Consider the following 24,228-nt stretch of genomic DNA (forward strand, 5'->3'; position numbering starts at 1 on the left):
GGCCTTCGTCATGCTCGGCGCGGTACCGCGCGCGCCTCAGCGCACCAGCGAGCCGCCGTCGACGGGCAGCGTGACGCCCGTGATGAATCCGGCAGCGTCCGAGAGCAGGAATGCGGTCGCCTCGGCGATGTCCTCTGAGCGACCCAGGCGCTTCATGGGCACCTCGTCGGCATAGCGGCGCTTGGACTCCTCGGGAAGCGACGCCAGCGCGGCGGTCTCGATGGGGCCGGGCGCGACCGCGTTGATGCGGATGCCGGAAGCGGCGTTCTCGGCCGCGGCCGACATCGTCAGCGACACCACTCCGTGCTTGCTCGCGCCGTACGGCGTCAGCTGCGAGGTGGACTGCAGGCCGGCGATGGAGGCGATGTTCACGATCGCCCCGGTGCCCTGAGCGGTCATCTGCGCGAGCTGCGCGCGCATCGACTGGAACGTGCCCGTGAGCGTCACGCTGATGGTGCGCTGCCACTCGGCATCCGTGATGTCCTGCAGCGGCTTGGGCGCGGCTCCCAGCCCGGCGTTGTTCACCGCCAGGTCGAGAGCTCCGTACTCGTTCACGGCACGCTGCACCAGCTCGCGCACCTGCGCGTCGTCGGCGACATCCGTGCGCTGATAGACCGCCGTGCCACCTGCCTCGACGATGAGCGCGACCGTCTGCTCACCCGACGCGTCGTCCACGTCGGAGACGACCACGCGGGCACCCTCCGCCGCCAGCCTGACAGCGATCGCGCGGCCGATCCCGGCCCCGGCGGCGGTGACGAGCGCCACCTTGTTCTCGAACAGCATCCTGATCCCTTCACGGCGGGCCTCGTGCCCGCCTCTACGAGGCTACGCCTGCGGCCCGCCGTGCCTCACCGGGAAAGGAGGGAAGGGGATCGGCGGCTCAGCTGAGCAGCATCTCCACCGGCCCGCGGGCGAAGTAGATCACGAACCCGGCCGCCACGATCCACAGCAGCGGGCTGATCTCCTTCGCCTTACCCGAGAACGCCCGCGCGGCGACCCAGCCGATGAAGCCGGCGCCGATGCCGTTCGCGATCGAGTAGGTCATCGGCATCACGGACACGGTGAGGAAGACGCCGAACAGGGCGGAGAAGTCGGTCAGGTCGATGAAGCGGATCTGGCTCATCATGAGCGCCCCGACGATCACCAGCGCGGCGGCCGCCACCTCGGTGGGCACGATCGATACCAGCGGCGTGAAGAACATCGCGATCAGGAAGAGGCCTCCGGTGACGAGGTTCGCGAAGCCGGTGCGAGCCCCTTCGCTGATTCCGGCGCCCGATTCGACGAACACCGTGTTCGACGACGAGGAGGTCGCGCCGCCGACGACGGCGCCGACACCCTCGACGATCAGGGCCGACTTCAGGCGCGGGAAGTTGCCGCGCTCGTCGGCGAGCTCCGCCTCCTTCGCGAGGCCGGTCATGGTGCCCATCGCGTCGAAGAAGTTCGTGAAGACGAGGGTGAAGACGAGCATGAGAGCGGCCAGCGCGCCGATGCGGCCGAAGCCGCCGAACAGGTCGAACTGGCCGACGAGCGAGAGGTCGGGAAGGCTGACCAGCTGCTCCGGCAGGGCCGGCACAGACAGCCCCCAGCCGCCGGGATTGTCGTCGCCCTTGGCGCCGACATGCCAGATCGCCTCGACGATGACCGCCAGCACGGTGCCCGAGACCAGGCCGATGAGGATGCCGCCCTTGACCCGGCGGGCCACGAGCACGCCGGTGAGCAGCAGGGTGATCACGAAGAGCAGCGTGGGCACGGTGGCGACCGAGCCTCCCACGCCGAGCGCGACGGGCGGCGAGGCGGCGGCGGTCACGAAGCCGGCGTTCACGAAGCCGATGAACGCGATGAACAGGCCGATGCCCACGGTGATCGCGATCTTCAGCTGCATGGGAACGGCGTCGAAGATCATCCGGCGCAGGCCCGTGGCGCTGAGCAGCACGATGATCAGGCCGTTGATGACCACCAGGCCCATGGCCTCGGGCCAGGTGACCTCGCCGACGACAGAGAAGGCGAGGAACGCGTTGATGCCCAGGCCGGCGGCGAAGCCGAACGGAAGGCGCGCGACGAGACCGAACAGGATCGTCATGACAGCGGCGGTGAGGCCCGTCACGGCGCTCAGCTGCACGAAGTCGAGCTGGGATCCGTCGATGTCGGTCCCGCTGGAGAGGATGATCGGGTTCAGGATGACGATGTAGGCCATCGTCACGAACGTGACCACACCTCCGCGGATCTCGGCGGCGAAGCTCGAACCTCGTCGAGTGATCTCGAAGAAGCGGTCGATCGCGTTGCGCGGTTCGGCGTCAGTGCGCACAGGGGCATCAGTCATCGGGGGGACCTCCGAAGAGAATCTACCGGGTTCGCCGCACCGCGCGTGGCCGCAGCATACGCGGCGGATGCACGACGTAGGCTCGATCCGTCATGCAACGCCTCATCGTCGCGCTTCTCGCCGCCCTCGACGCCGCCATCGCGGCCGCCGTCGGGCTCGCCGTCGTGCTCGCGCCGTTCACCCTGCTCTGGGTGCTGGCGTTCGGGCTCGACGCCGACTGGGGTGCGCTCTGGCCGGTGAGCGGCACGCTCTGGCAGTTCGGGCACGGGGTGCCCCTCGAGGTGGTGCTTCCGGATGCCCTGCTCTCGGGCCTCGCCATCCCGAAGGACGCCGCCCGGTTTGCCCTCTCGGTGCCCCCGCTGGCGCTGCTGATGTTCACCCTGCTCTTCGCCGCACGCTCCGGCCGTCGCGCCGCCGTCGCCGGCCGCTGGGTCTCCGGAGCCACCGGGGGAGTGCTCGCCTTCGCCGCGCTCTCCGCAGGCGTCGCGCTGAGCTGCGGCTCGGACGTGCTGCAGGCTTCGCTGTGGGCTGCGATCCTGATCCCCGTCGCGGCGTATGCGGTCGGTGCGCTCGCGGGCGCCGTCCGCCACGCGTGGGCGGAGGGCGACGACGGACTGATCGACAGGCTTCGCGATGTCATCGACTCCTGGGGCGAGTGGGCTGCCGTGCCGGGCGAGGCCGTCCGGGGCGCGGCGGTCGCGGCGGTCGCGTTGACCGGTGCGTCCGCTGTCGGCATCGCCGTCATGACGCTGCTGCGCGGCGGGGAGGTCGTGGCGCTGTTCGAGGCGGCGCACGTCGACGCACTCGGCGCGGCTATGCTCACCCTCGCTCACCTGGCCTACCTGCCGACCCTCATCGTGTGGGCTGCGAGCTGGCTCGCCGGCCCCGGCTTCGCCCTCGGCGTGGGCACATCCGTCTCTCCCGCCGGCACCGAGCTGGGCGTCGTGCCCGGCATTCCCGTGCTCGGACTCGTGCCCGAGAACTCGTCGATCTGGATGCTGGTGTGCGTGCTCGTGCCGATCGCGTGCGGCGCCGTGGCCGGATGGATGGTGCGCTCACGGCTGGTCTGGGAGAACACCGCAGGCGGGTACGGGCCGCGAGCGGCCATCGCCGTCGCCATCGCGGCGCTGACCGCCGGCGCAGCCGCGCTGGCGGCGGTGCTGGCATCCGGCTCGATCGGCCCCGGCCGGCTCGCCCAGGCCGGGCCCGCCCCCGGGCCGCTCGCGCTCGCGATCGGCATCGAGGTGCTCATCGGCGCCGGCATCCTGCTGCTCGCACCGCGGCATCGCGACGAGCTCGCCGAAGAGCGCATCGACCGCTGGAACGAGGAGATGGCCGGGCTCACCGCCCCGGTAGACTGACCGGGTGCTGACGCTCGCCGTACTCATCTCCGGTACCGGCTCGAACCTTCGAGCCCTGCTCGAGGCGGCGAGTCACCCCGATTTCCCGGCCAGGGTCATCGCCGTCGGCGCCGACCGCGACGCCGCAGGTCTCGCGCAGGCCGAGGAGTTCGGCATCCCCTCCTTCACCGTGCCCTACACGGCTTACGCCAGTCGCGAGGAGTGGGGTCGAGAGCTGGCCGAGCAGCTGGATGCCTGGCGGCCCGACCTCATCGTGCTCAGCGGACTGATGCGCCTGCTGCCCCCGGCCGTCGTCGAGCGCTACGCACCGAACATCATCAACACGCATCCCGCATATCTGCCCGAGTTCCCCGGCGCGCACGGCGTGCGCGACGCGCTGGCCGCCGGCGCCACCGAGACCGGAGCGAGCATCATCGTGATCGACGACGGCATCGACAGCGGACCGATCCTCGCCCAGGAGCGCGTGCCGGTGCTGCCTGGCGACACCGAAGCCACCCTGCACGACCGCATCAAGCCCGTCGAGCGACGCCTGCTGATCGATGCCGTGCAGCGCATCGCCACGGGCGAGCTCACACTCTCCCGCTGACACCCACACGACCTCGCCCGAACGAAGGAGCACCCTCATGGCCGGCCCCAGCCTCGACCCCTCGCTGTACCGCGATCGCGACCTCGTGCGGGTCAAGCGCGCCCTGGTCTCGGTGAGCGACAAGTCCGGCCTGATCGATCTCGCCGAGGCTCTGACTGAGGCGGGCATCGAGATCGTCTCGACCGGCTCGACGGCGCAGACGATTCGCGACGCCGGCCACGAGGTCACCGACGTCGCGTCGGTCACCGGCGTCGCCGAGATGCTCGACGGCCGGGTCAAGACCCTGCACCCGAAGGTGCACGGCGGCCTGCTGGCCGACCTGCGCCTGGAGGACCACGAGCGTCAGCTCGCCGACCTCGGCATCGAGCCGTTCGAGCTCGTCGTCGTCAACCTCTACCCGTTCGTCGAGACGGTGGCATCCGGTGCCGAGCCCGACGCCATCGTCGAGCAGATCGACATCGGGGGGCCCGCGATGGTGCGGGCCGCGGCGAAGAACCACGCGAACGTCGCGATCGTCGTGTCGCCCGAGTCGTACCCCGCGATCATCGAGGCGATCGCCGAGGGCGGCACGACCCTCGTGCACCGCCGCGAGCTCGCCGCACGCGCCTTCGCGCACACGGCCAGCTACGACTCGGCTGTCGCGCAGTGGTTCTCGGAGGGGACCCTCGCGGAGGGCGGGGACCTGCCCGCGCACCTCACCGTGAAAGCCGAGCGCCTGGCCACCCTGCGCTACGGCGAGAACTCGCACCAGCGCGGCGCGATCTACACGCGCGCCGGCGGTCACGGCATCGCCCAGGCGACGCAGCTGCAGGGCAAGGAGATGTCGTACAACAACTACGTCGACGCCGACGCCGCACTGCGCGCTGCGTACGACATGGTGCAGCCGGCCGTCGCGATCATCAAGCACGCCAACCCGTGCGGCATCGCGACGACTGCGCGCAACGCCCTCGACCCGATCGCCAGTGCGCACCTGCGCGCCCACGAGTGCGACCCGGTGTCGGCGTACGGCGGAGTGATCGCCGCCAACGGCACGGTGACCCTGAAGATGGCCGAGAATCTGAAGGACATCTTCACCGAGGTGATCGTCGCACCGGCGTTCGAGCCGGCTGCGCTCGAGGTGTTCAAGGCGAAGAAGAACCTGCGGCTGCTGCAGCTGCCCGCCGACTGGCGGCAGGAGCGGATGGATGTGCGTCTCGTCTCCGGCGGTCTGCTGCTGCAGGATGCTGATCTCTTCCCTGACGACATCGTCTCGGTCGCGACGAACTGGGAGCTCGTCTCGGGCGAGCGCCCCGATGACGTGGAGATGGAGAACCTCATCTTCGCGTGGAAGGCGTGCCGTGCGGTGAAGTCGAACGCGATCGTGCTGGCCAAGGACAACGCCACCGTCGGCGTGGGCATGGGTCAGGTCAACCGGGTCGACTCGTGCCGCCTCGCCGTCGAGCGGGCGGGCGACCGTGCTGCCGGCTCCGTCGCCGCATCCGACGCCTTCTTCCCCTTCGCCGACGGCGCGCAGGTGCTCATCGACGCGGGCGTCACCGCGATCGTGCAGCCCGGCGGCTCGGTGCGCGACGAAGAGGTGGTCGACGCCGCCCGCAAGGCCGGCGTGACGATGTTCTTCACCGGAGAGCGCCACTTCTTCCACTGAGCGGGAGCGAACTCGCGGTGCATCGCCCCGCGCTGCGCGTCGCCGACACCCCCACTTCACGTCGAGGCCCCCAGGTATGGACGTCTATATCTAGGGGTCTCGGCGACAGCTGGGGGTGTCGGCAGGGTGGGGACTGTCGTGTCCGATTCCCGCCAGCCGCCGACGCGCGGGCGTGACAGCATGAAGACATGGGCAGCACCGCAGAGCACGACGAGCGCTACCGCGCGATCACCGCGAAGGACACCCGCTTCGACGGGCAGTTCGTCACCGCCGTGCGCTCGACCCGCATCTACTGTCGCCCGAGCTGCCCCGCCCGCACTCCGAAACCCGAGAACGTCACCTTCTATCCGACCAGCGCCGCGGCACACGAGGCCGGATACCGGGCCTGCAAGCGCTGCCTGCCGGAAGCCGCCCCGGGTTCGCCCGCCTGGAACCTCCGGGGAGACGCGGCAGCCCGCGCGATGCGCCTGATCGCGTCCGGCGTGGTCGAGCAGGAGGGGGTGCCCGGCCTCGCCCGCCGCCTCGGCTACTCGCCCCGGCACCTCACGCGCATGCTGACCACCGAGCTCGGCGCGGGCCCGCTGGCACTCGCCAGGGCACATCGCGCGCACACCGCGCGCATGCTGCTCGTCGGCACCGACCTGCCGATCTCGGAGGTCGCGTTCTCAGCGGGGTTCGCGAGCATCCGGCAGTGCAACGACACGATCCGCGAGGTGTTCGAGATGACCCCGGGAGAGCTGCGTGCGAAGCGCCGCTCGGCCGCCCACGGCCCGCGGTTCGCGGCGGATGACGACGCCGCGAAGGGCGTCATCGACCTGCTGCTGCCGCATCGCACGCCGATCGACACCTCGGGCCTGTTCGCCTGGATGGCGGCGCGCGCCCTCCCGGGAATGGAGACGGCGACCGCGACATCGTTCGCTCGCCACCTTCGGATGCCTGGCGGTCCCGCGCACTTCGAGATCCGGCAGACGCCGGAGGGGCAGCTGCGCCTGCGCGCGAAGGTCACACGCCTCGCGGATCTCGCGCCTCTCGTCGCGACCGCTCGCCGGCTGTTCGACCTGGACTCCGACCCTCAGGCGGTCGACGACGCGCTCTCCGCGCACCCCGAGCTGGTGCCGCTCGTGGCGGCCGTCCCCGGCATCCGGGTGCCCGGCGCCGCCGACCCGCACGAGATGCTCATCCGCGCCATGGTGGGACAGCAGATCACCGTCGCTGCCGCCCGCACCGCGCTCACCGCGCTCGCCGACCAGCTGGGGGAGCGGACCGAAGACGGCGGGCTGCTGTTCCCGACCATGGCGGCGATCGCCGAGCACGGCGCCGAGGTGCTGCGCGGGCCGGCGGCGCGCATCCGCGCCATCACCGGCGCCGCGGCGGCGCTCGTCGACGGGTCACTCGTCCTCACCGTGGGCGACGACGCCGCCGAGCAGCGGGCGGCTCTGCTGGCGATGCCCGGCATCGGTCCGTGGACGGCCGACTACGTGCGCATGCGCGTGATCGGCGACCCCGACGTCTTCCTGCCGGGCGACGTGGCTGTGCGCGCCGGGGCCGTCGCATCCGGACTCCCGGGCGATCCGGCATCCCTCACCGCCTGGGCCGCGCGCACCGCACCGTGGCGCAGCTACCTCACCGCACATCTGTGGCGGGCGGTGCCCGCCCGCCCGCCGCGCCGCCCCGCGCGCGCAGCCACGAAGGAGAAGCCATGACCGCGCTCGTCCAGACCACCCCGACGCCCGACGGCCCACTCACGATCCTCGTCGACGAGGCCCAGCGGGTGCTCGCGTCGGGCTGGACCGACGACCAGGCCGCGATCATCGCACGCGTGCACCCCGCACTGCGCCCCACCGCGGTCGCCGAGGGGGAGACGGATGCCGTGCACGCGGCCCGCGCATACTACGACGGTGATCTGCAGGCCATCGACGCCGTGGTGGTGCGTCAGCGCGGCACGGTGCTGCAGGCCGCCGGATGGGACGCGCTGCGCCGCATCGAGCCCGGACGCCCGCTCAGCTACAGCCAGTTCGCCGTCGCGCTCGGCAGCCCTCAGGCTGTTCGCGCCGCTGCGTCGATCTGTGCCCGCAACGCACCGGCGCTGTTCGTGCCCTGCCACCGCGTGCTGCGCTCGGACGGGTCGCTCGGCGGCTTCGCGTGGGGACTGCCGGTGAAGCTGAGCCTGCTCGCCCGCGAGCGCGGCGAGATCTGACCGACGGGGCGCTCTTGCGCCGGAGACCGGCTCAGCAATAGGCTCGAAGGCTGTCGCGCCGACCGGGCGACGAAGCCGAGCCAGGGGGACACCATGATCACGACGACTGTCACGACCCTCCTCGGCTCGCGCGCGCCCCGCCTGCGCGACTGAGCCGCGCGGCGCGCGACCCCGAGGTCGCCTCGCGCCCCGCTCGCACCGGATGCCATGGCATCCGCCCTGTCTTCGTCACCCACTCGCCACGCAACCGAGAGTCATGTCTGCCAGCTCGTCTTCGTCGTCCCTGTCCACCTTCGCCGCGCTCTGGCGGCTGAAGCCCTTCGTGCAGCCGATCTTCGGCCGCCTGATCGGCGGCGCGCTCAGCGCGCTCGCCGCCGCCGTGATCGCGCTGATGATCCCGATCGTGCTCGAGCAGGTCGTGAAGAACTTCGACCTCGGAGCCGGAGCCGACGGCTCGATCGGGTTCATCCTCGCCGGTGCGTTCGGCGTGCTGGCCCTCTCGCTCGGAGAGGCGGCGATGGTGTGGCTGCGTCGCTGGTTCGTCCTCACCCCGGCCACCGAGGTCGAGTACCAGATGCGCTCCGAGCTGTACTCGCGACTGCAGGGCCTTCCCGTCGCCTTCCACGACCGCTGGCAGTCGGGTCAGCTGCTCAGCCGCATGATGCAGGACATCAACATCATCCGGCGGTGGCTGGCATTCGGTCTGATCCTGCTGGTCGTCAACATCCTCACCATCGCGATCGGCGCGGTGCTGCTGTTCCGCTGGCACTGGCTGCTCGGCGCGATCTTCCTCGTCACCGGCGTGCCCATGTGGATCCAGGGCTACCTGTTCGAGAAGCGCTACGGCGCGCTCGCGCGGCGCAGCCAGGACCAGGCGGGTGACCTGGCGACCAGCGTCGAGGAGAGCGTGCACGGCATCCGCGTGCTCAAGGCCTTCGGCCGCGGCAAGCACGCTCTCGTGCGGTTCAGCCGGCAGGCCGAGACTCTGCGCGAGACCGAGCTGCGCAAGGGACGCGCGATCGCCGAGATCTGGTTCTGGCTCGACCTCATGCCGCAGATCGCGTTCGGGCTCAGCCTCATCTCGGGCATCTGGCTGATCGTGCAGGGGCAGATCGACGTGCCGCAGCTGTTCGCCTTCTTCGCCATGGCCGCCGTGCTGCGCTGGCCGATCGAGTCGATCGGCTTCCTGTTCTCGTTCATGCTCGATGCGCGCACCGCGACCGACCGCGTGTTCGAGATCTTCCAGGAGACGAACACGATCACCGACCCCGAGCAGCCGGTGCGGCTCGGGCAGCCCCGCGGCGAGCTGGCCTTCGAGGGCGCGCATTTCCGGTACCAGGACGCCGGCGCGCACGAACGTGATCTGCTCGACGGCATCGACCTCGTGCTGCGCCCGGGGGAGACCATGGCGCTGGTCGGCCTCACCGGCTCGGGCAAGACGACGCTCACCACGCTGCCGGCGCGGCTGTACGACGTCACCGGGGGCCGCGTGACCCTCGACGGCGTCGACGTGCGCGACCTCGAGCTGTCCGAGCTGCGCCGGCACGTGGCGATGGCGTTCGAGGACGCGACGCTGTTCTCGGCATCCGTGCGGGAGAACGTGCTGCTGGGCCGGGCCGACCTCGACGTCCACGGTGACGAGGGCGAGCGCGTGCTGCGCGAGGCGCTCGATGTCGCCCAGGCCGGATTCGTCGACACGCTGCCCGAGGGTGTGGAGACGGTCATCGGCGAGGAGGGGCTGAGCCTGTCGGGCGGCCAGCGTCAGCGCCTGGCGCTCGCTCGCGCCGTCGCCGCCGCTCCCAGGGTGCTCGTGCTCGACGACCCGCTCTCGGCTCTCGACGTCGACACCGAGGCGCTCGTGGAGGAGGCGCTGCGCCACGTGCTCGCCGAGACGACAGCGCTGATCGTCGCGCACCGCCCGTCGACGGTCGCGCTCGCCGACCGCGTCGCCCTGCTCGAGCGGGGACGCATCACTGCCGTCGGCACTCACTCCGAGCTGCTGCGCACCAGCTCGCACTACCGGCACGTCATCTCGAGCCTCGAGGCCGAGGAGGCGGCGCGCACCGGCGCGATCGACATCATCGACGCTTCGACAGGCTCAGCGACCCAGGTGGGCGAGGGCTCAGCGACCCAGGTGGGCGAGGGCTCAGCGACCCAGGTGGGCGAGGGCTCAGCGACCCAGGTGGGCGAAGGCTCAGCGACCCAGATCGACGAAGAGGAGGTGCAGGCATGAGCATCGCAGGCACCCAGGGCGAAGACCGCTCCGACTACACGAAGGCTGAGAGCCGCGAGATCCGCCAGCGCTCGCTGCGGCTGCTCGGCTCGCTCATCGCGCCGCTGCGGCTGCGCATCATCATCGCCGCGGTGGTGCTGGTCGTCTCGACGGCGCTGCAGGTGGCCGGTCCCATCCTCATCGGCATCGCGCTGGATCGCGCCCTGCCGCAGCTGCTGGAGACGGCCGACTGGATGCCGGCGATCACCGTCACCGTCATCTATCTGCTGGCGGGGATCGCCGCCTCGGCCCTGATCGGGCTGTACGTCGTGCTCGCGGCCCGGATCACGCAGGCGGTGCTGCTCGATCTGCGCAAGCGCATCTTCCTGCACACCCAGCGCCTGAGCCTGGAGTTCCACGAGTCGTACACCTCCGGCCGGATCATCTCGCGTCAGACGAGCGACCTGGATTCCATCCGGGAGCTGCTCGACGGCGGCCTGAACAACCTCGTCTCGGGCATGCTGTTCGGACTGTTCACGTTCATCGCGCTGGCCATCGCCGACTGGCAGTCCGGCGCGATCCTGCTGCTCGCCGGCATCCCGCTGGTCGTGCTGATGCGCTGGTTCTACAGCCGCTCGCAGGTGGTGTACCGCGAATCGCGGGTGATCAGCGCCAAGGTGATCGTGCAGTTCGTCGAGACGATGACCGGCATTCGCGCGGTGAAGTCGTTCCGCAAGGAGCCGCGCAACGACGCGGCGTTCCGCGCCGTGGCCGGCGACTATCGCGATGTCAACCGGCGCTCGATGGTGCTGTTCGGCACGTTCGAGCCCGGGCTGATGGGCATCGCCGCCCTCACCCTCGCCGCTGTCGTGCTGTGGGGCGGGCTGCGCGTCGCCGACGGCGCGCTGGGCGTCGGCGTGCTGCTCGCGACGGTGCTGTACGTGCGCAACTTCTTCGCGCCGATGCAGGAGATCGCGATGTTCCTGAACTCCTATCAGTCGGCCACCGCGGCGCTCGAGAAGGTGTCCGGCGTGCTCGAGGAGCAGCCGACCGTGCCCGATCCGGCGAAGCCGATCGACCTGTGGGAGTCACGTGGGGCGCTCCGCTTCGACGACGTCACGTTCGCGTACAACGATGAGAAGACGATCCTGCCAGACTTCTCGCTCGACATCCCCGCGGGTCAGACGATCGCGCTGGTGGGTACGACGGGCGCTGGCAAGTCCACCCTCGCCAAGCTCATCTCGCGCTTCTACGACCCGTCCGCAGGGCGGGTGACGCTCGACGGCGTCGACCTGCGGATGCTGCACCCGAAGGATCTGCGACGCGCGATCGTGATGGTGACGCAGGAGGCGTACCTGTTCAGCGGCACGGTCGCCGACAACATCGCGCTCGGCAGGCCAGACGCGACGCTCGACGAGATCCGCGCCGCCGCGCGGGCGGTGGGCGCTGACGAGTTCATCTCGTCGCTGCCCGACGGCTACAGCACGGACGTCAACAAGCGCGGTGGCCGCGTGTCGGCGGGGCAGCGTCAGCTGATCTCGTTCGCGCGGGCGTTCCTCGCCGATCCTGCGGTGCTCATCCTCGACGAGGCGACGGCGTCGCTCGACATCCCCTCCGAGCGGCTCATCCAGGACGCGCTGCAGACGCTGCTCGCCGACCGCACGGCGATCATCATCGCGCACCGCCTGTCGACGGTGGCGATCGCCGACCGGGTGCTGGTGATGGAGCACGGCCGGATCATCGAGGACGACACCCCCCAGACGCTCATCGGCGGCTCGGGCAAGTTCGCGCAGCTGCACGCGGCCTGGCAGGAGACCCTCGTCTGAGAACAGGCCGGCGGCCTGGCACGGAGGCCGGTCTGAGTTTAGGTTGGAGAGGTGGACCCGATCTTGCTGCTCGTCACCGAGCTGTGGTGGGTCGCCCCTACGGCGGCCGGAGCGGGAGCGACCGGGTACGCGATCATGCGAAGGCGGGGGACGGTGAACGGCAGGCGGCTCGGCTATGACGCAGCGCGGCACGAGCTGCGCCGCGCGCAGCTCGATGCGCGGGCGGCGGCGGACGCCGCTCGCATCGCCAGAGCGGATCTGGCGAGGGTGGTGGCCGACCGGGCCGCCGCCCGCGCGGACGCCGCGGCCGTGGCATCCGCCCGCCGTGCCCTGCGCGATGCGCAGCTGTCGGCGCGCGCCGCCGTCGCGCGCGTCAAGGCGAGCCGGGTGCGGGTCTCGACCGAGCGGTCGGCGATCTCCTCCAGCGGACTGCTGCCGCTGGAGCGGCTGCGCGCGCGCCATGACGCGCTGCTCGCGCGCTGGATGGAGTACGAGACGGATCCTGCTCGCGCCATCGCCTTCCCGCAGATGAGCGACGGACGTCAGCCTGCGACCGCGACGTTTCTCGCCGCGCTCGAGCGGGCGCGCGATGCCCGTCCGCGTCCGGACGGGCGAGTGAACGCCGAGGACTTCGCGACCTACCGCGCAGCCGTCGAGGATCTGGAGCGCGCGTTCGACCTCGCCGAGCGCGCCGCTCGCGGCGAGCAGGTGCATCCCGAGCTGCCGGACGCCCTGTGGGACGCCGCGCGCACTCTCGCGATGCGCACATCGGACACGGTCATCGCCTGGACGGCGAGGAAGCGCCGTCAGCCCTGAGCGGGGCCGGTCAGGCGTCGACGCGGATCTGCGCGATGACCTCGGAGTACTCCGTCTCGCCGACGGGTTCGAAGCCCACGCGGCGGAAGAACGCCTCCGGGCCGTCCTCGCCGGCCTCGTAGATGACGTTCACGTGGCCGACTCCACGCGCACGCGCCTCTTCGATCAGGGCCTGCACGGCGAAGCTGCCCACGCCCCGGCGCTGATCGTCGGCGTCGACGTTGATCCGCCAGAGCACGCTGCGGAAGTGCTCATCGGGGGTGTCGGCATCGAAGCTGGCGCTGACGAACCCGACGACCTCATCGCCGTCGAGCACGACGCGCTGCCACGACGTCTGGGGATCGGCGACCGTCGCGGCGATGCCGTATGACACCGGAGCGAGGAACTGCTCCTGGCCAGGACGCAGCGACAGATTGTTCACGGCGACGATGGTCGCAGCGGAGAGTTCTTCCACGCGCAGTTCCGACATGACCCCAGGCTAGCGCGTCACCCGCGATCCGTGGAGAACCGGAGCCACCCGATGTGACTGACCGGGGCGGGTGGAGGAGACTCGGGTATCTTGGTATCGAGATAAATCTGCCCTCGCGAACGGAGATCCCCGGTGACCGACGACGCCATCATCTACACCTACACAGACGAGGCGCCGGCTCTGGCCACCGCTTCGTTCCTGCCCATCATCAAGGCCTACACCGGTCAGGCGGGCATCGAGGTGGAGACCCGCGACATCTCGCTGGCGGGTCGCATCCTCGCCGCCTTCCCTCAGAAGCTGACCCCCGAGCAGCAGGTCGGCGACGCGCTCGCCGAACTCGGCGGCCTCGCCACGCTGCCCGAGGCGAACATCATCAAGCTGCCGAACATCTCGGCATCCATCCCGCAGCTCAAGGCCGCCATCGCCGAGCTGCAGGAGAAGGGCTTCGACGTCCCCGACTACCCCGATGAGCCGCAGTCGCTCGAGGGGAAGGACGTCCGCGCCCGCTACGACAGGATCAAGGGCTCGGCCGTGAACCCCGTGCTGCGCGAGGGCAACAGCGACCGCCGTGCCCCGCTCGCGGTGAAGAACTACGCCAAGAAGCACCCGCACCGCAACAAGCCGTTCGCCGCGGGTTCGAAGACCCGGGTCGCCACCATGGGCCACGACGACTTCAAGAGCAACGAGCGGTCGTGGGTCGCGGCCCACGACGAGGTGCTGAGCTTCCAGCACGTCGCCGCCGACGGCACCATCACCGTGCTGAAGGAGGGGCTGAAGGTCCTGCCGCGCGAGATCATCGACGCCACCTTCCTCTCGGCGGCCGAGCTCGACGCCTTCCTCGCCGAGACGCTCGAGCAGGCCAAGGCCGACGACGTGCTCTACTCGGTGCACCTCAAGGCCACCATGATGAAGGTCAGCGACCCGATCATCTTCGGCCACGTCGTGAAGGCCTTCTTCCGCGACGTCTTCGCGCAGTACGGCGACCAGCTCGCCGCGTCGGGCCTCAGCGCCAACGACGGCCTGGGCTCGATCCTCGCCGGCCTGTCGACTGTCGCCGGTGGCGACGAGATCGCAGCGGCCTTCGAGCGCGCGATCGAGACCGGCCCGCGCCTGTCGTACGTCAACTCCGACAAGGGCATCACCAACCTGCACGTGCCCAGCGATGTGATCGTGGACGCCTCGATGCCCGCGCTCGTGCGCAACGGCGGCAAGCTGTGGGGCGCCGACGGGGGAGAGGCCGACACGATCGCCGTCATCCCCGACTCGTCGTACGCGAGCGTCTACCAGGCCGTGATCGACGACGTCATCGCCAACGGCCCGCTCGACCCCGCCACGATCGGCACCGTGCCCAACGTCGGCCTGATGGCTCAGGCCGCGGAGGAGTACGGCAGCCACGACAAGACGTTCGAGATCGCCTCGGACGGCATCGTGCAGGTGCTCGACAGCGACAGCAACGTGCTCATCGAGCACACCGTCAGCACCGGCGACATCTGGCGCGCGACGCAGACGAAGCACATCCCCGTCATGGACTGGGTGAAGCTCGCGGTGACCCGCGCCAGGGCGACAGGGGATCCGGCGGTCTTCTGGCTCGACGCGAACCGCTCGCACGACGCGCAGATCATCGCCAAGGTGCACCAGGGTCTCGCGACCCTCGACACCAAGGGCCTGACCATCACCATCCTCGCGCCCGAGGAGGCGACCCGGTACACGCTGGCGCGCATGCGCGACGGCCTCGACACCATCTCGGTGACCGGCAACGTGCTCCGCGACTACCTGACCGACCTGTTCCCGATCCTCGAGGTCGGCACGAGCGCCAAGATGCTCAGCATCGTGCCGCTGCTCGCCGGCGGCGGTCTGTTCGAGACCGGTGCGGGCGGCTCGGCCCCGAAGCACGTGCAGCAGCTGGTCGGCGAGAACTACCTGCGCTGGGATTCGCTGGGTGAGTTCTTCGCCCTGGCCGCGTCGCTCGAGCACTTCGCCGACCGCACGGGCAACGAGAAGGCGCGGATCCTCGCCGAGACGCTGGATGCCGCGACCGGCACCTTCCTCGAGGAGGACCGTTCGCCCGGTCGCGCGCTGGGGACGATCGACAACCGCGGCAGCCACTTCTACCTCGGCCTGTACTGGGCCCAGGAGCTGGCGAAGCAGACGAAGGACGCCGAGCTCGCTGCGGCGTTCGCGCCGATCGCCGAGACGCTCGCCGCGAACGAGCAGAAGATCGTCGGCGAGCTGAACGCCGTGCAGGGTCAGCCGGTCGACATCGGCGGCTACTACCGTCCGGATGCCGAGAAGGTGGATGCCGCCATGCGTCCGTCCGCGACGCTGAACGGCGTGATCGACGCGCTCTGACGCTGACACAGAAGAGGCCGGATGCTCAGCATCCGGCCTCTTCTGCATCCCGGTGCCCGATGGGCGCCGAGTGGGTCAGTCGTGCACCCAGACCTCGGTGCCCTTGGTCGCGAACTCCCACACGTAGCGTGCGGAGTCGATGCTCATGTTCACGCAGCCATGGCTCATCGGCCTGCCGAAGTTGCTGTGCCAGTAGGTGCCGTGCAGCGCCTCGTCGCCGTTGAAGTAGGTGATGTACGGGACGTTCGCGGTGACGTACTTGCTGCCGTCGGCGTTCGTGCCGCGCATGTCCTGCGTGCGCAGCTGCGCGTAGACGCGGAAGCGGCCCTTGTCGGTGGGGGTTCCGCTTGCGCCGGTCGAGACCGCCCACGACTGCACGAGCTTCTCGTTCTCGTACAGGTAGGTGCGCTGCTCGCTGAGGTCGACCTCGATGCGGCGGAACAGGCTGGTCGACTCGAACGGGGTCGCGGTGACCGGGAGGGCGAAGGTCGCGTCGCCGCTTGCCAGCTTCTCGGCGAAGTCGCCTGCGGTGGTCGAGGTGTCGCCCAGTGCGCGGCCTTCCTTGCCCTCGGTCAGGGCCTTGAGGATCTTGCCATCCGAGTCGACGATGTTGCTCGCGTTGACGGTGTCGCGGTTCACCTGCTCGGGAAGAGCGTCGACGGTCGGCTGGATGCTCGCCGGATCGGCCGAGATCTTCAGCTCGCCCTCGACGGCGTCGACCGTGAGCCACGACGCGACGAGCTCCGGCGCCAGCGGCACCGTGCGCTCGTCGCCGACGTAGAAGCCGGCCTCGGCCAGCATGCCGTTCAGCTGCTCGACGGCGGCGGTGGCCTTGCCGTCGGTGATCAGCGGCGGCACCTCGGCCGGGTCGGCGGAGTACGCGAACGAGGTCTTGCCGGCCGTGACGGCGTCGGTGAACGCCGCGGCCAGGTCGTCGACCGACACTCCGGTGCCCGGCTCGGCGGGCGTCGCGGTGTAGGCCTGCGCGGCGGGATCGAAGACGACCGTCGCGTCGGTGGCGGGCGTGAAGCTGGACGGCACCGCGGCGCGCAGCGCGCTGTCGGCGGTCTCTGGGTCGAGGGTCACGTCGGCGGTGATCGGCTCGCCCATCCATGCGCCGAGGTTCCACATCGGGCGGTCGGCGAAAGCCTCGTCGGTCAGAGCGCTGGCATCGATGCTGGCGCCGAGGTCGGTGCCGGCCAGGCGCGTTCCGTCACCGGCATCGGTGAGCTGCACCTCGGTCGACGCCATGCGCGTGCTGACCGCCTCGGCGGCCATCCCGGGGGTCATGAAGCCGACCGGCACGCCCGCCACCGTGGTGCCGGGGGCGATGAGCATCAGCGACGCGGCGCCGGCGGCGAGGGCGAGGACGCCCGCGCCCAGGCCGATCCACAGTCCGAGTCGTCGCTTCTTCGGCGCGGGCTCCATCGGCGCCCACTCCACCGTCGGGGTGTCTGCCGACGGCGGCTGAGCCATCGTCTCGGCGTCCGATGAGACGGCGTTCGACTGGCCGGTACCGGGCCCGGAGATCAGATCGGTCACGGACTCACCCCCCTAGATGCTTCGTGACAAGTCTTTTCATGGTACGGGAGAGGTGGTAACGGAGAGGCAACGTCGGGCGGGGCCAGCGTCTCCGCGGGTAACGTTTCGATAAAGCGATGGAGCGGATGTCGGGATACCCTTGCGCTGAGGCGGTTTCGTAAGGTCTACTAACAAATGTGAACTCCTCCATTGATCAACGATCGGCCGCAACGACGCCTGCCATCCTCAGCGGATCGTTCGGCGGTGGTCGCGGGCTGCGGGCGACAGGCAAGGTGCTGCCCGAGCAGGCGAGGTCCCACAATCGCTCTCTCGTGCTGCAGACCCTGTACCACCGCGGGGAGATGAGCCGTGCGGATCTCTCCCGTGAGACGGGCCTGACTCGCGTCACCATCTCCGACCTCGTGGGGGAGTGCATAGCGGACGGCATCGTCCGCGAGATCGGCGTGCGCGAGGCCTCAGGGCCCGGCAAGCCGCCGATCGTCATCGACATCGACCGCGACGGCCACCAGATCATCGGCATCGACCTGTCGGGCACCGATTCCTTCCAGGGCGCCGTGCTCAACCTCGACGGCGAGATGCTGCATCGTCGCACAGTGTCGCTCCCCGTCGACGTGCTGCCCGAGCAGGCGTACGCCGGTGTGGTGGAACTCGTGCGCGAGCTCATCGCGGATGCGGACCGGCCGGTGCTCGGCATCGGCGTCGGCAGCCCTGGCATCGTGCGCCCCGACGGAACCGTGCTCAGCGCCCCGAACCTCAGCTGGAGCGAACTCCCTCTGGAGCAGCGCCTGCACGACGAGTTCGCCCTGCCGGTGCTCGTGCGCAACGACGCCAACGCGGCCGTGCTCGCCGAGTACACGTTCGGCGCGGCTCGATCCGACCTGATGCTCATCCGGATCGGGCGAGGCGTCGGCGCCGGGCTGATCGCCGGCGGTCAGGCCGTGATCGGGGGCCGCTTCGCGGCCGGCGAGATCGGTCACGTCGTCACCGGAACCGACGACGGCCCGCTGTGCGCCTGCGGCAATCGCGGATGCCTCGAGGCGTGGGTCAGCGGGCCTCATCTGCAGAGCATGATCGAGGCCGAACCCGCGCGTCGCGCGGAGATCCTCGCTCAGGCAGGCGCGCGCCTGGGCATCGCCCTCGCACCCATCGTCGCCGCGCTCGACCTCTCGCAGGTTGTTCTCGCCGGACCGCATGAGCTGCTCGAGGGGGACTTCGTCGATGCCGCGACGCGCACTCTGCACGAGCGCACGCTCGAGGGCGTGTTCGCCGACGTCGAGATCCGGCTCACCGAGCAGGCGGACATCGTGCTCCGGGGGGCCGCGGTGATGGTTCTCTCGGCGCAGCTGGGCGTCTCGTGATCGGCGTGGCTCAGGGCGGAGTGCGCATCGGGCTCGATGTGGGGGGCACCAAGATCGCGGGAATCGCCCTGGGCGATGACGGCTCGCGGCTCGGCAGCATCCGCCGGCGAACCGGCTGGGGGGATGCGGCCGTGCTCGAGGGTGCGGTGGCGGCGGCGACGGAGCTGATCGATCAGCTCGGAGCGCCGGTGCAGAGCATCCGCTCCATCGGCATCGGCATCCCCGGTCTCATCGACACGGCCACGGGCCTGGTGCTGCATGCCGTAAATCTCGGCGTCGCGTCGCTGCCTCTGGCTGCCGGTGTGCAGGCCGCCCTCGGCGTGCCGTGCTTCGTGGAGAACGACGTCAAGGCGGCCGCGCTCGGGGCCGCGTCGCTGCGACAGGACACCGAGCCGATGGCCTACCTGAACCTCGGCACCGGCGTCGCGGCCGGACTGATCATCGGCGGCCGCATCTGGCGCGGAGCTCGAGGCACAGCGGGAGAGGTGGGGCACCTCTCCGTCGACCCGCAGGGTCGCGTGTGCGGCTGCGGGCAGCGCGGCTGCATCGAGACCCTCTGCGGCGGCGGAGCACTCGCGCGCGCGTGGGGACGCGGCGGGGAACTTCCGGTCAGGGACATCCTCGACGCCGCTGACGCCGGTGACGAGACCGCGGTCGGGCTGCGCGACGACCTGTTCCGCGGCACCGCTGCCGCGGTGCGCGCCCTCGTGCTCTCCGCCGACGTCGAGACCGTCGTCATCGGCGGGGGACTGACCGCGCTCGCGCCGCGGATCGAACCGGGCATCCGCGCCTGGCTGCGGCGAGACGCCGCCGAGTCGCCGTTTCTGCAGTCCCTGCGGCTCGATGAGAGAATCGAGCTGCTGCCCGCCGATTCCCCGGTCGCGGCGATCGGCGCCGCGCTGCTGAGTTCTGCGCTCGCCGAGATCGACCCCTTCGAGAAGGAGATGCCCGTTCATGGCTGAAGTCGTGATCCTCGAGAGCAAGGCCGCCGCCGGCGCGCTTGTCGCGGACGAGATCGTCCGCCTCATCGACGAGGTGAAGAACCCGGTGCTCGGACTCGCGACCGGGTCGACCCCGCTGCCGGTCTACGAGGCGCTCCGCGAGCGCCTGGCCGGGCACGACGTGTCGCACGTGCGCGGCTTCGCCCTCGACGAGTACGTGGGACTCGACGTCGCGCATCCCGAGAGCTACCGCTCGGTCATCACCCGCGAGGTCATCGAGCCGCTCGGGCTCGACCCCGCGCTGATCCGCGTGCCCAACGGCGACCTGGAGACCATCCGCCATGCGGGTGACGACTACGAGCGCGACATCATCGAGGCGGGTGGCGTCGATCTTCAGCTGCTGGGGATCGGAACCGACGGGCACATCGGCTTCAACGAGCCGGGGTCGTCGTTCGCCTCGACCACGCGTCTCAAGACGCTCACCGAGCAGACCCGGAAGGACAACGCGCGCTTCTTCGACTCGCCCGACGAGGTTCCGCGCCACTGCATCACGCAGGGGCTGGGCACCATCCTGCGCGCACGTCACCTCGTGCTGCTCGCCTTCGGCGAGGCCAAGGCCGACGCCGTCGCGGCGGCTCTCGAGGGACCGGTCAGCGCGATGATGCCCGCGTCGGCCGTGCAGCTGCACCCGCACGTGACGGTCGTGCTCGACGAGGCCGCCGCCTCGAACCTCGTGCTGACCGACTACTACCGCTACAGCTACGACAACAAGCCGTCCTGGCAGGGCATCTGACCCGACCTGCTGCCGATCGCCCGGATCAGGACCAGGCGATCGGCAGCAGGTGCTCGGTGCTCAGCGGCGCGAGCGGCACGCTCGTCCAGTCGCCCGGCTCCAGCCAGCGCAGCTCGGCGAGCTCGGCCTGCACGATCACGTCGTCGGGTCGGGCCCGCAGCGCGAACGCGTCGGCGACCACCCGATGATCGGGCTCGTTCGCCGCCGCGGACACGAATGTGCCGAGCGGCGTGAGCTCGTCTTCGCAGACGCGCAGCGACAGCTCCTCCTCCAGCTCGCGGATGAGCGTGTCGGCGGCGCTCTCGCCCGCCTCTGGCTTGCCTCCGGGCTGCATGAACCTGGTGGTGCCGTGCTTGCGCACGACCAGAGCACGGCCGCGGTCGTCGACGATCACCGCGGCGCTGACCCGGATATCAGGCACCGGCGAACACCTTTCCGGGGTTGAGGATGCCCTGCGGATCGAACACGCGCAGGATCTGCTGCTGGATCTTCCACTGATCCTCGCCGAGCTCCTCGGCGAGCCAGCGGCTCTTCAGGATCCCGACCCCGTGCTCGCCCGTGAGGGTGCCGCCGAGGCGGATCGCAGCGCGGAACAGCTCGTCGGCCGCCGCCCAGATGCGCGGCGGGACGGTCTCGCCCTGGAAGATGAAATTCGGATGCAGGTTGCCGTCACCGGCGTGCGCGACAGTCGGGATGCTTACGGCGAACTCGCGCTCGATGCGGGCGATCTCGTCGAACATCGCCGCCATCGCGCTGCGGGGCACCGCGACATCCTCGATCAACGTGGTGCCGAGAGCCGCCATCGCCGGATGCATCGCGCGGCGCACGGCGAGAAGGCGCTCGCCCTCGATCGGGTCGTCGGAGAGCACGACCGCGCCGCCCGCTTCACGCAGCACGCCTGCGATGTGCTCCGCCTCGACGTGGGCGGCGGACCCGTCGGTCTGGACCGTCAGCTGTGCGGCGCCGGACGCGGGGGCCGGCAGCCGCAGCAGAGCATGCACGGCGGCGAGGGATGCCGCATCCATCAGCTCCATGATCGCCGGCTGCACACCCGCAGCGGTGACGGCCGCTGAGCCTGCCGCGGCGTCGCGGACGGTGGGGAACGATGCCGTGAGCGTGCACACGGTCCCTGCCACGAGCCGACGCAGCTTGAGAGTGGCCCCGACGATGACACCGAGCCTGCCTTCGGAGCCGATCACGAGCGAGGTGAGGTCGAGGCCGGTGACGCCCTTCACGGTGCGGTGCCCCAGCCGCAGCAGCCGCCCGTCGGCGAGCACGATGTCGACGCCGAGCACCGCGTCGCGGACGACGCCGTACTTCGCGCAGAGCAGACCGCCCGCGCCGGTCGCGATGTTGCCGCCGACGGTCGAGATCTCGCGGCTGGCGGGGTCCGGCGGCCACCACAGGTCGTGCGCGGCCAGCTGCGCGTTGAGCTCGGCGTTCAGGATGCCCGGTTCGACGACGGCGAGCAGGTCGTCGGGGCGCACCTCGAGGATGCGGTTCATCTGCATTGTCGACAGCACGATCTCGCCGGGGCCGGCGTTGGCCGCACCCGCGAGTCCCGTTCCTGCGCCTCGGACCACCACGGGGGTGCCTGTGTCGGACGCGATGCGCATCACGCGCTGCACGTCGTCGACCGACCGGGCGTGCACGACAGCGATCGGGGAACCGGGGGAGCGGTGCCCGCTGCGGTCAGCGCGGGCGTCGTCGAGGACGGACTCCGAGGTGTCGACGATGTCGCCGAGTTCGGCGGTGAGGCGCTCGGGGACGGTCATGCTCGTGCTCGCTGGGTCAGCCCAGCGCTCGTCGTCCGGCGATGACGCCTGAGGTGACGGCGACGACGGCGAACGCGATGCCCGCCCAGGCCTGACCCATCGACCACCAGGCGAGGGTGACACCGACGTAGATGAGCACCTCGACCAGTGCGCGCAGGAAGGGGTGCAGGCGCAGCACGGGGCGGGGGGAGAGGAACAGCGCCCAGATCAGCAGCGTGATCACCGGTGCTCCGATGCCTACGACGATGCTCCACGGCATGGGCCACTCGCCGAAGCCCCACAGGGCGAGCGAGGCGAGGGCGGCGACCAGCACCAGAACGCGGACGATGTCGAGAGGGCTGACCGCCGGGCGCTGAACGCCCGGTTCGGCGGCGGTGTTCTGGGACATGATCCCAGTCTATTCGGCGGCCTCCGTGAGCGGATTCTCGTCGGCCGGTCCCAGCGGACCGGAAGCGAGGACGCTCTCGTCGCCGCCGACCACGTCATTCTCCGGGGCTGTGCCCTCTCCGGGCCTCGACTCGTCACCCGCTGCCGAGCCGTCACCCGGAGTTGGCGTCGGATCAGGCGTCGGGGTAGGAGTCGGCTCCGGTGCGGGCGTCGGCTCGGGGGAAGGCGTCGGCGTGCCGCCGGGCTCCGGCGACGGCTCAGGGGCAGGGGCTGCAGGCGTCGGGATCGGCGCCGGCCTGACCCACTCCGGCGCGGCCACGGGCACCGGAGCCACCGGTCGCGGCGCCTTCGGAACGGCGGGAGCAGGTGCGAGCGGAGCGCGCGGCTCCGGCGCCGGCTGTTCGTCGTCGACCCTGATCACCATGGGCTTATCGGTGTTCATGGACTCGTCGGGTGCGACCTCGGAGGCGATCGACGAAGAGGCAGGGTCCGCCGCGTTGGGTCGGGAAGTAGAGGGAGCGCCGGATATCAGGGTCGGCACCACGGCTGCCGCCGCGACGACTCCAGCCACCACGAGGGCGACAGATCCTGCTCCGATCAGCGCTCCGATACCGAGAACGGAACCCGTCGACCGGCCGGACGCCGCCGCGGACGCGCCGTCGCCGTGCAGAGCCGTCGCGTCGGATGCGTCGGCTGCGCCGCTCACGACGCTGCGCGGCATCGGGACCGGCTCCGACGGTGCGGAGTCGGAGGGCATCGGGCTGGACGCAGCCGAACCGGACTGCATCGAACCCGAACCGGGTGAACCGGATCGGAGCATGGCGAGATAGGCGCCGCCGCCGCTGACGCCGAGCACGAGCGGAAGCAGCACGAGCGGCAGCTGATCAGCGACGTCCTGTGCCTCGGCTGCCAGGATCATGCAGCGCGTGCACGACTCGAGGTGATCGTCGACGCGCTGCCGGGCACGGGTGCTGAGATCACCGCGCGTATGAGCGCCGAGGTTCTCGACCGTCCAATGGCAGTCGGATCCCTGACCGGCGCTGCGCAGATGCGCCTGGAACCAGGCCTCGCGCAGGCCCTCACGGGCTCGGAAGTCCAGCTGGGCGACGGCGCCCGCGCTCATTCCCAGCAGCGTCGCGATCTCAGACGGCTTCATCTGCTCGACCTCGGAGTACCAGAGCACCTCCTGCCAGCGTGACGGCAGCGAGCGGAACGCCTGTGCGGTCAGTTCGCGGTCGAGGGCCTCGTCGGGCGACGCGCCGGTGGACCAGGGAGCAGGCCCGGTTTCGATCCCGTCGCCGGTCGAGTCGAGGGCGCCTGCCGCCGACGCCGCAGCCGTGTTGCGGATGCTCGTGAAGAGGTACGCGCGGAACGAGCCGTTGGGGCCCCCGCCCTTGAGGATGGCCTGGTAGATGCGGGAGTAGGCCTCCTGCACGAGGTCGCCGGGGTCGATCGACGAGGTCACCGATCGGGCGACCACCATGCCGGACGCGTGGTGGCGACGCCACAGCTCGCCGAAGGCGTCGGCATCCCCCGATCTGGTGCGCAGAACGAGGTCGACGTCGGCCGCCACCTGACTGCTCGTGTCGCGGATCGCCATCGTCTGTCCTCCCCCCCCCACCCGGGAACGCTCTCACAAGAAGAGACGCGT

General features: G+C 70.5%; 20 protein-coding genes. 12 read left to right on the top strand and 8 right to left on the bottom strand.

Features of this window, described 5'->3' with window-relative positions:
• Window positions 1-36: 36 nt before the first annotated feature.
• On the bottom strand, window positions 37-783 hold the full coding sequence (locus ACIPV2_RS02210) for an SDR family NAD(P)-dependent oxidoreductase (RefSeq protein ID WP_400837883.1): 747 nt from the start codon (window positions 781-783) through the stop codon (window positions 37-39).
• Between the two features lie 97 nt (window positions 784-880).
• Window positions 881-2,320: an NCS2 family permease gene (locus ACIPV2_RS02215; RefSeq protein WP_400837886.1), complete on the bottom strand. Its 1,440-nt coding sequence runs from the start codon at window positions 2,318-2,320 to the stop codon at window positions 881-883.
• Between the two features lie 92 nt (window positions 2,321-2,412).
• Here ACIPV2_RS02215 and ACIPV2_RS02220 point away from each other — a divergent pair, with 92 nt between their 5' ends.
• From ACIPV2_RS02220 to ACIPV2_RS02255, 8 genes are all read left to right on the top strand, one after another.
• On the top strand, window positions 2,413-3,681 hold the full coding sequence (locus tag ACIPV2_RS02220) for a DUF6350 family protein (protein ID WP_400837889.1): 1,269 nt from the start codon (window positions 2,413-2,415) through the stop codon (window positions 3,679-3,681).
• 4 nt (window positions 3,682-3,685) lie between these two features.
• Window positions 3,686-4,267: a phosphoribosylglycinamide formyltransferase gene (gene purN, locus ACIPV2_RS02225; RefSeq protein WP_400837892.1), complete on the top strand. Its 582-nt coding sequence runs from the start codon at window positions 3,686-3,688 to the stop codon at window positions 4,265-4,267.
• A gap of 37 nt (window positions 4,268-4,304) precedes the next feature.
• Window positions 4,305-5,912: a bifunctional phosphoribosylaminoimidazolecarboxamide formyltransferase/IMP cyclohydrolase gene (gene purH, locus ACIPV2_RS02230; RefSeq protein ID WP_400837895.1), complete on the top strand. Its 1,608-nt coding sequence runs from the start codon at window positions 4,305-4,307 to the stop codon at window positions 5,910-5,912.
• 188 nt (window positions 5,913-6,100) lie between these two features.
• On the top strand, window positions 6,101-7,615 hold the full coding sequence (locus ACIPV2_RS02235; protein WP_400837898.1) for a DNA-3-methyladenine glycosylase 2 family protein: 1,515 nt from the start codon (window positions 6,101-6,103) through the stop codon (window positions 7,613-7,615).
• Window positions 7,612-8,109 carry a methylated-DNA--[protein]-cysteine S-methyltransferase gene (locus ACIPV2_RS02240; RefSeq protein ID WP_400837901.1) on the top strand — a complete coding sequence of 166 codons (498 nt, stop codon included), beginning with the start codon at window positions 7,612-7,614 and terminating at the stop codon, window positions 8,107-8,109. Before ACIPV2_RS02235 ends, ACIPV2_RS02240 begins: the two co-directional genes overlap by 4 nt.
• Window positions 8,110-8,365: 256 nt before the next feature.
• Entirely contained in the window at window positions 8,366-10,342 is a 1,977-nt protein-coding gene (locus ACIPV2_RS02245; protein ID WP_400837902.1) for an ABC transporter ATP-binding protein, read from the top strand.
• Window positions 10,339-12,147 (top strand): ABC transporter ATP-binding protein, encoded by a 1,809-nt coding sequence (locus ACIPV2_RS02250; RefSeq protein ID WP_400837905.1) that lies wholly within the window; start codon window positions 10,339-10,341, stop codon window positions 12,145-12,147. Before ACIPV2_RS02245 ends, ACIPV2_RS02250 begins: the two co-directional genes overlap by 4 nt.
• A 51-nt stretch (window positions 12,148-12,198) precedes the next feature.
• Window positions 12,199-12,963: a hypothetical protein gene (locus tag ACIPV2_RS02255; protein ID WP_400837908.1), complete on the top strand. Its 765-nt coding sequence runs from the start codon at window positions 12,199-12,201 to the stop codon at window positions 12,961-12,963.
• A gap of 10 nt (window positions 12,964-12,973) precedes the next feature.
• Here the strand turns inward: ACIPV2_RS02255 and ACIPV2_RS02260 are convergent, their stop codons facing one another.
• On the bottom strand, window positions 12,974-13,432 hold the full coding sequence (locus ACIPV2_RS02260) for a GNAT family N-acetyltransferase (protein WP_400837911.1): 459 nt from the start codon (window positions 13,430-13,432) through the stop codon (window positions 12,974-12,976).
• A gap of 132 nt (window positions 13,433-13,564) precedes the next feature.
• On the opposite strand from ACIPV2_RS02260, the gene ACIPV2_RS02265 reads away from it, so the two are divergent.
• Window positions 13,565-15,781 carry an NADP-dependent isocitrate dehydrogenase gene (locus ACIPV2_RS02265; RefSeq protein WP_400837914.1) on the top strand — a complete coding sequence of 739 codons (2,217 nt, stop codon included), beginning with the start codon at window positions 13,565-13,567 and terminating at the stop codon, window positions 15,779-15,781.
• 75 nt (window positions 15,782-15,856) lie between these two features.
• Here ACIPV2_RS02265 and ACIPV2_RS02270 read toward each other — a convergent pair whose 3' ends face one another.
• Window positions 15,857-17,323 carry a L,D-transpeptidase gene (locus ACIPV2_RS02270; protein ID WP_400837917.1) on the bottom strand — a complete coding sequence of 489 codons (1,467 nt, stop codon included), beginning with the start codon at window positions 17,321-17,323 and terminating at the stop codon, window positions 15,857-15,859.
• Between the two features lie 176 nt (window positions 17,324-17,499).
• Between ACIPV2_RS02270 and ACIPV2_RS02275 the strand changes: the two genes are divergently transcribed.
• The 3 genes from ACIPV2_RS02275 to ACIPV2_RS02285 are packed head-to-tail and all read left to right on the top strand — an operon-like array spanning window position 17,500 to window position 20,415.
• A complete protein-coding gene (locus ACIPV2_RS02275; protein WP_400837920.1) occupies window positions 17,500-18,681 on the top strand; it encodes an ROK family protein in 1,182 nt (393 codons plus the stop codon).
• Window positions 18,682-18,686: 5 nt separating this feature from the next.
• The gene (locus ACIPV2_RS02280) at window positions 18,687-19,643 is read left to right on the top strand and encodes an ROK family protein (RefSeq protein WP_400837923.1); all 957 of its coding nucleotides are present in this window, start codon (window positions 18,687-18,689) and stop codon (window positions 19,641-19,643) included.
• On the top strand, window positions 19,636-20,415 hold the full coding sequence (locus tag ACIPV2_RS02285) for a glucosamine-6-phosphate deaminase (RefSeq protein WP_400837926.1): 780 nt from the start codon (window positions 19,636-19,638) through the stop codon (window positions 20,413-20,415). Before ACIPV2_RS02280 ends, ACIPV2_RS02285 begins: the two co-directional genes overlap by 8 nt.
• 25 nt (window positions 20,416-20,440) lie before the next feature.
• Here the strand turns inward: ACIPV2_RS02285 and ACIPV2_RS02290 are convergent, their stop codons facing one another.
• The 4 genes from ACIPV2_RS02290 to ACIPV2_RS02305 are packed head-to-tail and all read right to left on the bottom strand — an operon-like array spanning window position 20,441 to window position 24,177.
• Entirely contained in the window at window positions 20,441-20,836 is a 396-nt protein-coding gene (locus tag ACIPV2_RS02290; RefSeq protein ID WP_400837929.1) for an NUDIX domain-containing protein, read from the bottom strand.
• The gene (locus ACIPV2_RS02295; RefSeq protein WP_400837931.1) at window positions 20,829-22,190 is read right to left on the bottom strand and encodes an FAD-binding oxidoreductase; all 1,362 of its coding nucleotides are present in this window, start codon (window positions 22,188-22,190) and stop codon (window positions 20,829-20,831) included. The genes ACIPV2_RS02290 and ACIPV2_RS02295 overlap by 8 nt, the downstream gene beginning before the upstream one ends.
• A gap of 16 nt (window positions 22,191-22,206) precedes the next feature.
• Entirely contained in the window at window positions 22,207-22,578 is a 372-nt protein-coding gene (locus tag ACIPV2_RS02300; protein WP_400837934.1) for a YrdB family protein, read from the bottom strand.
• A 9-nt stretch (window positions 22,579-22,587) separates the two neighbouring features.
• Window positions 22,588-24,177 (bottom strand): sigma-70 family RNA polymerase sigma factor, encoded by a 1,590-nt coding sequence (locus ACIPV2_RS02305; protein ID WP_400837937.1) that lies wholly within the window; start codon window positions 24,175-24,177, stop codon window positions 22,588-22,590.
• Window positions 24,178-24,228: the final 51 nt, after the last annotated feature.

This window comes from Microbacterium sp. NPDC089987, from assembly GCF_044748505.1.
GTDB lineage: Bacteria > Actinomycetota > Actinomycetes > Actinomycetales > Microbacteriaceae > Microbacterium.